The organism is Paenibacillus anseongensis, from assembly GCF_009757995.1.
In the GTDB taxonomy this organism is placed as follows: Bacteria; Bacillota; Bacilli; order Paenibacillales; family NBRC-103111; genus Paenibacillus_E; species Paenibacillus_E chondroitinus.
This window is the reverse complement of record NZ_WSEM01000033.1, coordinates 154,711-169,322: the sequence shown is the minus strand read 5'-3', so window position 1 is coordinate 169,322 and position 14,612 is coordinate 154,711. Positions and strand designations below refer to the sequence as shown.

At 42.1% G+C, this 14,612-nt stretch carries 10 protein-coding genes and 1 pseudogene; 2 read left to right on the top strand and 9 right to left on the bottom strand.

Features of this window, described 5'->3' with window-relative positions; genetic code table 11:
- Positions 1-103: 103 nt before the first annotated feature.
- Positions 104-319: a hypothetical protein gene (locus GON05_RS30925; protein ID WP_246068986.1), complete on the bottom strand. Its 216-nt coding sequence runs from the start codon at positions 317-319 to the stop codon at positions 104-106.
- Between the two features lie 155 nt (positions 320-474).
- Here GON05_RS30925 and GON05_RS30920 point away from each other — a divergent pair, with 155 nt between their 5' ends.
- The gene (locus tag GON05_RS30920; protein WP_157324731.1) at positions 475-1,077 is read left to right on the top strand and encodes a nitroreductase family protein; all 603 of its coding nucleotides are present in this window, start codon (positions 475-477) and stop codon (positions 1,075-1,077) included.
- A gap of 86 nt (positions 1,078-1,163) precedes the next feature.
- Here the strand turns inward: GON05_RS30920 and pilO are convergent, their stop codons facing one another.
- From pilO to GON05_RS30885, 8 genes and pseudogenes are all read right to left on the bottom strand, one after another.
- Positions 1,164-1,769 (bottom strand): type 4a pilus biogenesis protein PilO, encoded by a 606-nt coding sequence (gene pilO / locus GON05_RS30915; protein WP_157324729.1) that lies wholly within the window; start codon positions 1,767-1,769, stop codon positions 1,164-1,166.
- Entirely contained in the window at positions 1,753-3,366 is a 1,614-nt protein-coding gene (gene pilM / locus GON05_RS30910; protein ID WP_157324728.1) for a pilus assembly protein PilM, read from the bottom strand. Before pilM ends, pilO begins: the two co-directional genes overlap by 17 nt.
- 15 nt (positions 3,367-3,381) lie before the next feature.
- A complete protein-coding gene (locus GON05_RS39980; protein WP_338114248.1) occupies positions 3,382-3,867 on the bottom strand; it encodes a prepilin peptidase in 486 nt (161 codons plus the stop codon).
- Between the two features lie 54 nt (positions 3,868-3,921).
- Positions 3,922-4,140, bottom strand: a pseudogene (locus GON05_RS39975) (prepilin peptidase); the annotation flags it as partial.
- A gap of 76 nt (positions 4,141-4,216) precedes the next feature.
- Positions 4,217-4,681: a type II secretion system protein gene (locus tag GON05_RS30900; RefSeq protein ID WP_157324724.1), complete on the bottom strand. Its 465-nt coding sequence runs from the start codon at positions 4,679-4,681 to the stop codon at positions 4,217-4,219.
- A 22-nt stretch (positions 4,682-4,703) separates the two neighbouring features.
- On the bottom strand, positions 4,704-5,912 hold the full coding sequence (locus GON05_RS30895; protein WP_157324722.1) for a type II secretion system F family protein: 1,209 nt from the start codon (positions 5,910-5,912) through the stop codon (positions 4,704-4,706).
- Entirely contained in the window at positions 5,912-6,964 is a 1,053-nt protein-coding gene (locus GON05_RS30890) for a type IV pilus twitching motility protein PilT (RefSeq protein WP_157324721.1), read from the bottom strand. Before GON05_RS30890 ends, GON05_RS30895 begins: the two co-directional genes overlap by 1 nt.
- Positions 6,965-6,984: 20 nt before the next feature.
- Positions 6,985-8,649, bottom strand: a complete 1,665-nt coding sequence (locus GON05_RS30885) for a GspE/PulE family protein (protein ID WP_157324719.1) — start codon at positions 8,647-8,649, stop codon at positions 6,985-6,987.
- Between the two features lie 364 nt (positions 8,650-9,013).
- Here GON05_RS30885 and GON05_RS30880 point away from each other — a divergent pair, with 364 nt between their 5' ends.
- Positions 9,014-14,590, top strand: coding sequence for an Ig-like domain-containing protein (locus GON05_RS30880; protein WP_157324717.1), 5,577 nt, complete (start codon positions 9,014-9,016; stop codon positions 14,588-14,590).
- The last annotated feature ends 22 nt before the right edge of the window (positions 14,591-14,612 follow it).

The window sequence follows — 14,612 nt, the reverse complement described above, 5'->3', positions numbered from 1 at the left end:
CCTTATTATAAACGTCTACAGCAAAATAAAAAAGCCCCAGGAATTGGGGCTAATGAATCGTAAGGCTATCTCTGATTTTAATCCAATGACTACGTTCGTATGTCTACATGAGATCCGATGAATCATCGTAATCATACCGAATCCCTTCGTGATCAGCTCTCGCAACTGGGGCATTAACTTGAAAGGCTTGGCTAGCACTTTCTTGCATTTTCAACAATACTTCCTGATAATCTCTAGAACGGTGCTCTTCCAAATCATGTTTCATCGCAGTTCTCAAAGCTCTTTCAATGATCACAACATCATGACTAGTAAAATTCACGGTTCCTCGCACCTCTCTCGGTACTTTATTTCTCAACTTCTAGCTTTGCCATAATAGGGTAAACACATACTGAGCACCGTTATTTTCAAAAACTCGTATTGTACGAAGAAATCAGGTAAAATCAGGAAGAGTATATAAATAAGGAGGAATTCATCATGACAACATCTTTACCCGTCGAAGTCGAATCCAATCGCCAACCGGATCACGAAATCAATCCGCAATTCCTGACCCGTTGGTCACCTCGCTCATTCACAAAGCAAGAGGTTACCGAAGATGTACTCCTTAGCTTGTTTGAAGCGGCACGCTGGGCGCCGTCCGGCAGTAATATACAACCATGGCGGTTCATCGTTGCCCGTACGGAAGAGCAGCTAGCCAAGTTTCACAGCTTTATAGCCCCTGCTAACCGCGAATGGTGTGAGAAAGCACCTGTTCTTGCTTTAGTGATTTCCTATACCAAGGCGTCCAACGGGAATACCTCCCCGAGTCACGCTTTCGATGCAGGAGCAGCATGGGGTTACCTTGCACTAGAAGCTAACAATCAAGGATTAATCACACATGCCATGGGTGGCTTTGATCATAATCAAGCGCGTGAAACGCTTCAAATTCCTGAGGATTATCAAACGCATGCCGTGATTGCGATTGGTTACCGCGGTCCTGTTGAAGCTTTGCCTGAACGCTTTCAAGAGCGTGAAGCTCCTTCTACTCGTCGTCCCGTTAACGAATTGCTATTTGAAGGGACTTTTGGCCAAACACTGTAAATTTGAAAAAAATAACCGCCAGGGAAGTGCCCCTGGCGGTCCCCTCAAGGGAACTGAAGTCCGTTAATTTGAAAGTATTGTGCTAACTAATAAGGAAGTTCGACTTTATCGACTCTTGATTTGTAGGACGGATCAAAATAAGCCGTGAACGTTAGATTTACAGTCAGTTTTCGCGATGTATCCTTAGGCAAATTTCCGAAGTTTACCGTATCCACACGAATTAATCGAGGTAAAGCTTGCAGTTGTGTGATGGCATCCGTAATTTCATTAAATGTCCCGCCAACGGAAGTCGTCACTCTGACTTCCCCAACATTCGGATACGGATTTTTAGTGTTCGCATCTGTCTGTTGCGTTTGCGTGCTCTTGTCACTCACCGCATAGGAAATCGAGTTGAAATTAACTTTTGAGCTCGTTTTAATCTGATTTAAATCAAGCGTTAGCTGCTCCGTATTATCCCATAATGGAAGAGCGGCTTGAATGTCTTTTAACGACGGACCTACATCCTCTTTCTTCTCACTTAACTTCTTCGTTAGAATCTGTATTTGCTTTTCCACGAGTACCATTTCGTTTTCTTGCGCTTTGATTTTATTGGTAGAAGGCAGTTGTATGAAATAATAGAAAGCAAAAAGACCTAAAAACAACAGAACCGCGAGAAATAGAAAAAGAGACTTCGCATTATTTTTGTTGGACATTCGTAGCCTCCTCTCCTTTCGCTTCTCCAGCCCCCTTAGTTCCCGCATCTTTTGCAGCTGTGGCTTTTTTGAACGCTATTGAGTAATTAACTGTATATTGCTTAGCCGTAGTGGTTATCGGGTTATTCGCAACAGGGTTCGTTGGGTCAGTTGGAGTTTGTGTATTAGCACTCACCGCTGCATTCGTAGTCCCAATTGTCGTCTCGGTAATTGACTGTAGATTGGCATTTTCGCCAAAAGACAACTTGCGCAGGTCAAATAAATAGCGGGCCGAATCCTCCATCTTCGCGAAAACGACAATTAAAGACATCTGCGATTCCGATGAATAGGAAATGGTGCTGATTTGAGCATCTACCGGCAACGGTTTCTTGATATCTCCGATCATTGCGACAACATCTTTTCGGTTCGCCCTCGTCATTGTAATAAACGCCGCTGGATCCCCCTGAGTTGCAGGTTTTGAAGTTAATTTTGCCTCCGCAGCTGATTTTTGAGCATTGAGGGCAGTTAGTCTTGACGCGTTTTGAGCTGATATTTTCTGATTATCCAAATAATTTGTACCTATCAATACGGCACAGGCAACCCACACCATCATGCCCAAAATGGCTAATACAAACTTGATTTTCGTCTCCGTTTTCCGATGCGGCAGCAAGTTGATTTGCGTTTTTTGCTTGGAAAATAAAGCGACCCCGATTGCAACACGATACGCATTAGCGCTAAAATCTTTTGACCGTCCGCTCGCATATAAATCAAAATCGACCTTCTCCACCTTCAGCTCAGAAAGAGCCTGCTCAAGCTCCAAATGCAGCTGATCTCTACTTTGATTCGCACCCGTCACGATAATATGAGAAATTCGGCTTTTTCCCTCTTGAATACTGTATTGATAAAAGCTCAGCATCCTGGAGATTTCAGCAATAATTTCCCCCGTCTGATCGGGTGTTAGTTCATCATCAACAGCTGTATCGTGTTCAAAAAGACTAATCGTTCGCATAAAAATGGGATTGCCATTTTGCAGCATGTACACTTCCAGCGTGCCACGATCTAAGGAAACCAACATGGATTCCTCAAAAAACTCCTCCTGCTGCGACGATATCGCCCTGACTAAAGCAGTGGCAGAAATCTCTGCCGCTTTCACGTGCACTCCGGCATCCTCGAACACTTTTACATAGCTCATAATCAGCTTTTTTGGAGCTGCAAACACTAGAACCAGCGTGCTCTCATCGTCTTGGCTTACCTTAATGTAATCGTAGACAGGGTCCTCAAAAGGCAGACGTAACGCAGTTTCCACTTCAAGCTCTACAAGCTGACGCAGCTCTTGCGGCTTAATGCTTGGAATTCGCATTTTACGAATGATAATTTGCGATGTCGGAATGGCTATGGTCGCTGAAGCGCCCCTCAGCTTTTCTGCTTTTACCCATTGTTTAACCTGAAGGCTCAGAGATTCCGAATTGACAATTTGATCTTCAACAATAATCCCTGACGGGATGGGAAGAAATCCGCTCGATCCAACTTCCCACGACTTTTTCTTTTTGACAGTGACATACCGGACTCCCGTTTGATCTACCGTAATCCCGATTCGCTTAGTACCAAAGCCGAACATATTAATCACACCCTGCTATCCGAGTAATGTTAGGTAAGCTTTTATCATATCCGATCCATAACCGTATGAAATCATAATGCCCAACGCCAATGACGGGCCAAATGGTATCGGTTGTTTTCTCTTGGTGATTTTTAGCAGAAGCAGCAACCCACCTATCAGACTGCCAATCATACATGCCAAAACAAATGCGACCATTATATGAGGTAAGCCCAGGACTGCACCACAGACTACAAGGAGTTTGGCATCCCCCATTCCCATACCGCCGCGCGAAAGAACTGCGATTAACACGATAATACCGCCCCCGATCACAGCGCCTAGTACGTAACTCCACCAAGCCTGATCTCCAGGAAAAATGAATCTTAAAACTATGAAAATAGGAAAGAAAACTATCAATATTTTATTAGGAATAAGCATATAAGATAGATCTGAAACCGTGATGATAACTAAAAGACTTACCAATGTTAAAGCGACCAACGATTCTCCTGTGATGCCAACGTGCACGTAAACCCATAAGAATAACAACCCTGTTGCAAGCTCCCCTATGGGATATAGAACGGAAACTCTTGTTTGACAGTGCCTGCATTTGCCTCTGGAAAAAAGATAGCTGATCACCGGAATGAGATCCCTGGATGTCAGTTTTGTCCCGCATTTCGGGCAGGCCGATGGCGGGTTGATGACCGATTGTTTGGCCGGCACTCGCAGCGCAACTACGTTGAAGAAAGATCCGAGTACAAGACCGATTATGAAGATGTAGATTGCGATGAGGAGTGTCATGTGTTTGGGTCGCTTTCTTTGATTTTAAAAAAGGAATCGGAATGGACCGATTCCTTTTTTACATAAATTATAAAAATTAATTAGATTCAGAAGGGTAGTCTGTTGTAGCTGCTGACAATGTACCTTTACCTGAAATTACATCTGTAACTGGGCTAATTGTGTAACTGTCAACTTTTGTAGTTATTACAATACCTGTTAGAACGTTATCTGTATACTCAAGTTTACCTGCAGTAATCGGATCTTTGGTGCTTGGCAAAACTAAACCAGGTTCTAAAAATTTATTTCCAACTAAGTCAGTTAAAACCTTTACAGTAGCTGGAGGTGTTCCACCTTTTTCAGTAGTAATATAGAGTCTTGATGCTTCATAAACCTGATGGAAAAAAGCAGCATCTGCATCGTTTTTTGACTTATTAATCACACCCAAAATATAAGGAACAGCAATAGCCGCAATAACAGCCAAAATAACAATTACAGCTAGCAACTCAATCAATGTAAATCCCTTTTCTTCTTTTTTAAGACGCTTCATCATTTTAAATAACATAATGTCTACCTCCAATAATTTTTTAACCTAAATTTGAATACATACTAAACATCGGCAGCATAATTGCGGCAACAATTGATCCTACTAATCCCGATAATAAAACTAGCAATAGCGGCTCTAACAGCGACTTTAAGCGATCCACGGTATTTTCAACGTCCATCTCATAGAAATCCGCCACTTTTTCGAGCATCTGATCAAGTGCACCCGTTTCTTCTCCAATGGAAATCATCTGAGTGACCAACGGAGGAAATACCCAGGACTGCTTAAGCGGTTCAGACAACGGGTTACCCTGCCGTAACGAGTCCGCCGATTTTTTTATAAAACTACCAATAACCTTGTTACCAACTACTTCTTCTACGATTGCAAGCGACTGAAGAACTGGAACCGCACTTGAATACAACGAGGATAGCGTTCGAGTCATTAAGGCAATTGAACCTTTTTGCTTCAACTTACCAAAAATAGGTATTCGTAGCTTTATATAATCGATCCCATATGCACCTGCTTCAAACCTTTTTGCCACTTGGTAAACAGTAATTATGGCAAGCACCCCAACTAACCAAAACAACCACTGATGTTGAATACTATTACTTAATTTCAATACAACTCTAGTAATCAAAGGAAGTTCAGCATGCAATGACTCGAATGTGGTTACAAACTGGGGAACAACAGATTTTAGAAGGTAAATTACCGCAACAATCGACAATCCACCAACGGTTGCCGGATAAGTCATCGCCGACTTAATCTTCTCCCGAGTCACATGCTCCTTCTCAAAAAACTTTGCAAGTCGCTCCAACGTTCCTTCCAAGTCACCCGTCTCTTCCCCAGCGCGAACCATGTTGACAAACATTGGCGGGAAAATCTTTTTATGCTCCGAGATCGAGCTGGAGAATGAAACACCCTTCGAAATATTCGAAGCAACCTGCAAGAGTGCCTTACGAAGAGGCTTGCTCTCAGTTTGTGAAGCCAAAATCGACGTTGCTTCCACGATATTGACCCCGGCCCTGATTAACGTCGCAAATTGCCGGCAATACACGATAAAATGAATCGTTTTTACCGGATTGCCGATGTAGATTTCCGTTTTGAGGGCTTTGAACTGTTCTTCTTTTACAGAGAGAACGATATATCCCTTTTTGCGGAGCTCCTCGACTGCAGTTGATTTATCAGTGGCGGAAATTTTGCCTTTTACCTGTTTACCGCTGCTGCCTCTTACCTCATACAGGAACTCTGACATTACATCACACCACCCTCAGCAAGATAAGCTCTCGCTGCGATGGGATCAATAAGTCCTTGTTGCATTTGTTCCTTTATCGACACGTCTAGCGTATGCATGCCTAAGCTGCGTCCGGTTTGCATGACACTCTTGATCTGATGAATTTTCTCCGAACGAATAAGATTGCCTACAGCCGGTGTATTGATCATGATTTCCGTAGCGCATGTTCGTCCTTGGCCACCAGGCTTGGGAAACAACCGCTGTGAGATGACTCCAACCAAAACTGCTGCCAGCTGCACGCGAATCTGCCCTTGCTGATGCGCCGGGAAAGCATCGATGATGCGATCAATCGTTTGTGGCGCGTCTGTTGTATGCAAGGTTGCAAAGACCAAATGTCCCGTTTCAGCTGCCGTAACGGCTGCTGAGATCGTTTCAAGATCACGCATCTCACCAACAAGAATAACATCGGGGTCTTGGCGCAAAGCCGCTCTTAAACCATTTGAGAAAGACTTCGTATCACTACCTACTTCTCTTTGGTCAATAATCGATGAAGAATGCGTATGAAGAAACTCGATCGGGTCTTCCAACGTTACAATATGCTTCTTCTCGGTTCGATTAATGTAATCGATCATAGCTGCCAATGTGGAAGATTTGCCACTTCCCGTTGGTCCTGTCACTAAGACAAGTCCTTGTGGTTTCAACGCTAATGTACTAATCACACTAGGTAACTGGAGCTGTTCCAGAGACGGAATCTTTGTTGGAATCGTTCGAATGGCGACGCTGACGCGTCCTCTTTGACGATAGGCATTAATCCTGTACCGTGAACATCCTTCAAGCTCATACGAAAAATCCAGCTCTCCAGCATGATCAAATCGATCTATTTGGTCAGCATTCAAAAGAGCCTCTGCCATGGAGCGAGTATCATCTGCATGCAGCGTTTCGTTCCCAACTTGCTGTAATGTGCCGTGAACGCGAATGATTGGCGGCGAACCTACAGAGAGATGCAAGTCAGATGCCTTAGACTCATGGGCAATCCTCAATAAATTTACGATCCGCTCTAACGAATTTGACATTTCCCACACCTCCTTTCTCGTTAATAAGCAACGGTCTCTCTGATAACTTCTTGCAATGTCGTAATTCCTTGTCGTACTTTCTGAATCCCGTCATCCATCAGTTGAATCAGACCATGCTCTACTGCAGCATCTCGCATTTCCTGAACAGATGCTTTGTTGCTAATCAACTGGCGCATTGTATCGTTCACGACGAGAATCTCGTGGATGGCTAACCTCCCGCGATATCCGGTACGATTACAGTTGCCGCAGCCATTGCCTTTGTGAAGCTTTTCGGCATGTATTCCTCTGCTATTCATGAAGATCCGTTCTTGCTCTGAAGGTGTATACACCACTTTGCATTCGTGACATATTCTACGAACAAGCCTTTGGGCAACAACACCGATTAGGGACGAAGCAATCAAATACGGTTCTATCCCCATATCCCGAAACCGAGTTATCGTACTCACGGAATCATTGGTATGCAGGGTTGACAGTACAAGGTGACCCGTTAAAGATGCACGAATTGCAATTTCTGCTGTCTCGGAGTCCCTGATCTCACCAACCATGACGATATTCGGATCCTGCCGTAAAATGGAGCGAAGTCCTGCTGCAAAATTGAGGCCAATCGTCGGATTCACATGCACTTGATTGATACCTTCCAATTGGTACTCTACAGGATCTTCAATCGTAATAATGTTGGCATTCTCTTGATTTAAATGACTTAGTGCAGAGTAAAGCGTCGTTGTTTTCCCGCTTCCAGTAGGACCTGTGATAAGCAGAATCCCATAAGGCTGCTCAATCATTTCACGAAAAACACCCATATTACGCTCCCCGAACCCTAGCTGTTCAATAGGCTTAACGCCGGTTGATAAGTCTAGAATCCGTAAAACGATTTTCTCACCATGAATGGTAGGAAGAGAGGATACACGAATATCTACATGCTTATAATCTACTTGCATTTTGATTCTACCGTCTTGTGGCAATCTTCGTTCGGCGATGTTCAATTTAGCCATAATTTTCAAACGCGCTGTTATAAAACCTTGCATCTGCTTTGGAATGACACGTTCAGTTCTTAAATGACCGTCAACCCGGTAACGAATAACCAGATTCGTCTCACCTGGGTCAACGTGAATATCCGAAACTTTTAACTGAACCGCTTGCTGTATCATTTGATTAACCAACCGTACGATTGGAGAATCTTCATCCGTAATTTCGGTTTCCTTGATATCTTCGGTTGTTGGCATATCTGTCATCATTTGACTCATTGAATCCTGAAGTCCATAGTGACGGGCAATGGCACGCTGCAACTCATCTCTGCTCGTAATTGCCGGTTCTATGCGATACCCTGTACTCATTCTCATCTCTTCAATTGCAAAGTAATCCAAAGGATCCGCCATAGCCACCATGAGTTTCCCGCCCTCTTTGTGAAGAGGAATGGCCTGGTAGCGTCTTGCCATGCTTTCAGGGATGATTTTCGTTATTTCAGGATCAATCTGATATTTAAACAAGCTGACATGAGGAATGCCGAGTTGAAACTCCAGAACCTCAATCAATTGCTGCTCTGTAATATATCCTTGCGTAATCAGCAGGTCCCCAAGCTTCTGTTTTGTTTTACTTTGTTCCTTAAGTGCCTCTTGGAGCTGAGTTTCTGAAATAATCCCGCTCTCTACTAGCAAATCACCCAATCTTTTCCTAACAAGAGCCATTTCCTTATCAACTCCATTACTGATTTCGCCCAAGAAAATAATAGGACTAAATACCTAATTTAAGCAAGATAAAAATCATTATACAACATCAGAGTACATTTTAGAATAATTTTCTTATATATTTGCGTCTAATTACCCAATTTTATAGTTCTAAACTACCTGTAATAATACAATTCGCTCCCTATCTCGGATAATCCTCTTTTAAAAAATTATTAAAATTCTGTAATTTTCGTCAACTTTCTTATGTTTTCCTAAAATATTTTCGATATCATATACACAAACTGTATATTTTTAGGACCGAAAAGTAGTAAAATAGTCTCATATAAGATTTACTATATGAAAGTCTACGGGAGGAGAGAAATGTATGTTTTCAGCCATACAAAAAAAGATCAGTTTTCTACTGATCACATCCATGGCCATATCATGGTTCGGGTTCACAGGTCTTCCGAGCCAAACAGTTCTAGCAGCTGCCGGAGACACGGTAACCGTAGCACTGAAATCTGTCAATAACAGTAAGTATATAACGACAGATACGAGTAACAGTTCTTCACTTTATGCGAATAAGACGAATCCATGGGTATCCGATTTGTTTGATTTAGTTGACCAAGGGGAAGGCATCTACGCTTTAAAATCAAGAGCGAATTCCAAATATGTGACTGTTGGGTCTAATAGAACGGATACGCTAAAAGCTTCATCACAAACAATTACCGACAATCAGAAGTTCAGGATGATACCAAATTCTGACTCCACGGTATCATTCAAACCTGTAGGTAACCTTAAAGATTACTTTGTCAGTTTAGAAGATGATAGCAGTAACGAAATAAATGCAGAGCAAAGCAATTCCACGTCTACACTTACAAAATTTCAAATTTCCTATTTCGATCTCACCAAACCATTGAAGATACTTGAGATTAAAGATTTGGAGAAATCTTCCAACGAGAAAACACTTACTTCAGATTTAAAAGATAAACTAGGTACAAATACTGATTTTCAGCTAGAAACAATTAGCATAAAAAAATTCGTTGCTCTCCGCGATGAATTAGATGGTAAATACGATGCCATTTACTTCGGAAAAAGTTTATTTAATCCCACCTCAGAGACTGGAAGCAACCACGATACTCGTTTCCTTGAGAATGACATTACATCTCTCAAAGCAACAGAAATTACAGACAAATACATAAATAAAGGATTGCCCGTTATTGTCTATAGCGACTCGTCCAAGAAACGTGGTGCTTTGTACCAAGGATACTTAAACAGCAATGGCATCCATACTAAGTCCAATGGTAATTTATACAATTTGTTTAATCCCTACAATACAACAACACCTAAAAGTAATGTGATTTTTGTAAATGACACGGATATTGGTAGTTCATCTGCCTTTATTGCGAAAACAAACTTACTTGTAAATGCCAATGTTCGCCCTCAACTCAGTCTGACAAGCAAACCAACTGACTACACAGTAAGCTCAAATCGTGATATTAAGTATAAAGCTGGCGACACTTTAACTTATACCTTTAATGTCTCTAATGTTAGAAACATCGGTCAGCGCAATTTGGTAGCTAATTTATATTTAGGTGTCGACAGCGTCTTAAAATTCGATGCTTCCAATTTAGTACAAACGGTTCCAGTAACTTCCCTTACCAATAATACAATTAGCTTTACACTTCCAAAAGGTTACTCAGGGCTTTACTACTGGCGTCTAGAGCTCGTCGATCAAACCAGCACTGGCAAGCTGAAAGATTCGGCTGCAGGCGTTTTCCGTTATAAAGACCAGTCGCCAACCATTAAGGTATTGCAAGTTATTCCTAACTCGCAGTCGACTAGTAAGACCAGCAGCCTACTTTTAGAGTCAAACTTAAAACAAAATTATTTACATTCTGACGATTATGATATCAACATCACAGTCATTGACTTCAATACGTTTAACTCTACAGAATACAAAACTTTAAATAGCAAATACGATATGTTGATCTTCGGTTTTAACGATTCATACAACGGAACTGCAGACATTTCTTCAACAGCTGCTGCTGCAGTTAAATCATTTATCGCTACAGGGCAAGGCGTTATGTTCACCCACGATACCGTCTATCAAGGGAATCAAACATGGATCACTAATTTCCAAGCGGATACAGGGCAAGTCGGTCCAATGACGAATATGGGTCTCAATGCCCCTAACACATCAACGTCAACTGTAAAAATAAATGAAGGTTTGCTGACCGAATTCCCTTTCTTTATAAGCGAAATGACACCATCCGTGGCAACAACGCACGATCAATATTTTAGGCTGGATCTAAACGATCCCAAGGTTATTCCTTGGTACAACATCAATGGAAGTCCTCGTGACGTGGAAGATAGCTGGAATCATTATTACACCTACTCCAAAGGGAATGTCACCTACTCAGGTACAGGGCATAATTTCGTAAACACAACCAAAAACAGCTCTTTTCCAGATTGGGAACAAAGACTGTTCGTAAACACGATGTACAGGGCTTTCATCGGTTCAAATCATAAGCCCACTTTAGATCTCATATCTCCAGCAGCTTTCAACGAATCTTTAAAGAATTACATCTCAGCGAACAGTTCAATTTCTGTAAGTTTCAAACCCGACGATTTGGACTTAAATGATAAAAAAGTGACCTCATCCATTACTTTTACTTACAAAGACGCTTCAGGTAATAATCAATCTGTCAAAGTTCTAACAGATACGGAGACAAATAAAGGTGAGACGATCACCAAAACGTTCCCTAATCCTCTAGCTGCAAGCGGCGGAGATTTGACGATCTCAGTCTCAACCAAAGACGCCGCAGGCGCTCTTGAAACAAAGGAAGTTGCCGTCAAAGTCATTACCTCTACTGGTTTAACGCCAGATCGTACGGTATCAGCTGAAAAAATTGAAGTGAATAGTCTTGTGACTGTGAATTACATCATTAATCCAACAGCAAAACCTTACAGTGCAGCTACGAACCTTGAAGATTTAAAAATTACAGGCTTGCATTATAAGGAAACATTCCCAGCGAACTTGGAACTTGTTACAATTCCAACAGGTTTCACAAAAACAGGCTCTTTAACAAGCGGCTTTACCCTTCAAGGTGATATCGACGAAATTCCATACCGCAGAGAAGGCAATCAATTTGTAGCTAGCAGTTCCACGTTCACCGTCGTTGTTAAACCAACGAAAGCGGGAGACTACTCTTTATCTAATGCTAACCTGCAATACAAGGATTTTGCTTCAGCAAATCAAAATGTTCTCTTTTCGAATAAGGTCATAACCGCTTTTACGAAATTAACTTCCTTGACGTTGGATAACCTCACAATTGCAAAAGGTGATACTTCCAAACTGATTCCAAAGGTAATGCCTAGTGATGCTACCTACCAGAAAAATGAAGATTTCACTTGGACAACGGATGCTGCATCCATCGTTACGGTCAATGCAAGTGGTGAAATTCGAGGTGTCAGTGCTGGAACTGCAAAAATAACGGCTGTCGCGAAAGATGGAAGCGGACTTACCGCCACCTCCGTGGTTTCTGTCATCCAACCAGGCTTGAATATCACAGGTCCGACGGAAGTGGCCGTTGGTGCAGACATATCATTGCAAGCAGCACTGGTAACCGTGAATGAGAACGTAACTTCAGTCAGATGGAGTTCTTCAAATTCCAGCAAAGCGAACTTCACGGTAAGCGATAAATTTACTGGCATCTTACATGGTGTACAAAAAGGCACCGTGACTGTAACAGCTACCGTTGTAACAGATAAAGGAAATACTTATTCCAAAGATTACACAGTAAAAATATTCATACCTTTAACATCAATTAATGTAGGGAGCGCTAGTATTCGCGTTGGCGAAACCATCAAATTAAATTCAAACTATACACCGTCCGATGCTGATAATCCCAACTTGACCTGGAGCACAGACCGGTCCGATCTGGTTACCGTAGACAGTTCAGGGAACATTACAGGCGTAGCTGAAGGAACAGCGAAAGTTATCATTAATTCCACAGACGGATCCAACCTGACAGCCAACGCGACCGTTACCGTAGTTAAACCTTCTTTGACGGTTATTGGACCAACATCGGTAAATATTGGAGAGAAGATCACGTTAGAAGCTATTTTCTCAACAATTAATGAAACTGTAGCATCCATTTCTTGGAGCTCACCCGATCAGGATAAAGCGAGCTTTGTAACAGATGGTGATTACAAGCGTGTATTAACTGGTGTTAAAGCGGGAGCTGTGAATGGCTCTGTTACGATTACAACAGATAAAGGAAGTACTTATTCCAAAAATTTCAGCGTTAACGTTACAGCGGTTCCAGTGACTTCTGTAAGAATAGACAATGCTACGATTCGTGTTAATCAATCTTATGTTCTAACACCAAATTTCGAGCCTACAAATGCAAGTATTAAAGTGCTTACATGGGAATCAAACAATCCAAACGTGGTCACAGTCGACTCTAACGGAAATACTCGAGGGGTAGCTGTTGGTACAACTACAATTAAAGCAACCACGACGGATGGCACGAATCTATCCGGCACAGCGACGATTACAGTCATTCAGCCATCAATTTCTGTTAACGGGCCTGATAAACTCTTTATTGGCGGTCAACCCATTACGCTTCAAGCTCTTCTAAGTTCAGTCAATGAAACACCTACTTATACGACTTGGAATGTTTCAGATGAGGATAAATTGAAAGCAGAATTCACCGGTTTAGATGGGAGTCCAACGAGAACTCTTACCGGAAAGCAGCCTGGGATTATTATCGGAACCGTACATATGGTCACTGATCAAAGGAGTTCCTACGATGCCAGCTTTAAAGTAACTGTCATTTCACTGCAACTAAATGATCAAACCGTTGACGTCGGCCAAAGCGGCAGCCTGTCACCATCCATTACACCTCCGTTAGAATTGAATTCGGAAGTTGTCTGGAAGTCAGCAAATGAGAATGTGTTGAAAGTAGATAACTCGGGGAATTATCAAGCTATATCCGAAGGATCGACACAAGTAACGATTATTTCGAAAATTGATCAAAGTGTCATTGCTTCTGCTACGATAACTGTTGCTCAACCTACTGTCGAATTTGATGGAGATAAAGTCGTAAATATCTCCGGAACAACAACACTTCGGACATGGTTGCGATCTTCACATCAGAAAGCGAAGACTTTCACATGGGCTTTGGATAACCCTAATCAATCTTTTGCAAATGTAACGAAATCTGCAGAAGATTCCAGAGTTTTTACAGGTAAAAATGTTGGCGTAGTAACAGGAACAGTCAGCATTGTGACGGATAAAGACATCACGTATAAGCAAAGCTTCAGCATCTCCGTCGAATCCTTAGCCATTGTCAGGATGATCGATGGTGTTGAGAGCAGCATCTCTGTTATTACAATGGACAAAGGTGAGTCCATCGTGCTGAAGGCTGCTTTGAATCCTTCAACAGCATTAAACAATGGATTTAAGTGGAGCTTAATCAGTGAACCTGGAGAAAATGGTGAGGCTGCCATTGTTGGCGATGACAACAAGCAAACTGTAACACTCATTGGGATTAAGAAAGGCACTATCCATTTCAAAGTAGACGTAGCTGGAGGCCCTGGCTTCCCTGCCAAAACAGCAGCCAAGGTTGTTGACGTGAGGCAAGACCTGACAAAGTTGGAGTTTCCTGATTCGACGATCACTTTGTATGCAAAAGGTACAACTGCTCAAAGAACGTTTGACTTACTCAAGTATCTAACCGTTACGCCAAACAAGTGGAAAAAAGAATGGATTAATGATTTAAATGGTCAATTAAAGTGGAAAAGCAGTAGTTCGACTATCGCTGATGTTGACTCCAATGGCCAGGTAACCGGCTTAAAGCAAGGATCAACAACCATTACCGTCACGAATAAAGACGATGAAACGGTGAAAGACGAAATTACGGTGAACGTCATCGAGTTTGACGACAGATACTAAAACGCTAAGAGGCTGCCCCAAT

Bases quoted from the DNA above. Each gene is read 5' to 3' on its own strand.
- GON05_RS30920 (WP_157324731.1), top strand. From the start codon at position 475: ATGACAACATCTTTACCCGTCGAAGTCGAATCCAATCGCCAACCGGAT.
- pilO (WP_157324729.1), bottom strand. From the start codon at position 1,769: ATGTCCAACAAAAATAATGCGAAGTCTCTTTTTCTATTTCTCGCGGTT.
- pilM (WP_157324728.1), bottom strand. From the start codon at position 3,366: ATGTTCGGCTTTGGTACTAAGCGAATCGGGATTACGGTAGATCAAACG.
- GON05_RS30900 (WP_157324724.1), bottom strand. From the start codon at position 4,681: ATGTTATTTAAAATGATGAAGCGTCTTAAAAAAGAAGAAAAGGGATTT.
- GON05_RS30895 (WP_157324722.1), bottom strand. From the start codon at position 5,912: ATGTCAGAGTTCCTGTATGAGGTAAGAGGCAGCAGCGGTAAACAGGTA.
- GON05_RS30890 (WP_157324721.1), bottom strand. From the start codon at position 6,964: ATGTCAAATTCGTTAGAGCGGATCGTAAATTTATTGAGGATTGCCCAT.
- GON05_RS30885 (WP_157324719.1), bottom strand. From the start codon at position 8,649: ATGGCTCTTGTTAGGAAAAGATTGGGTGATTTGCTAGTAGAGAGCGGG.
- GON05_RS30880 (WP_157324717.1), top strand. From the start codon at position 9,014: ATGTTTTCAGCCATACAAAAAAAGATCAGTTTTCTACTGATCACATCC.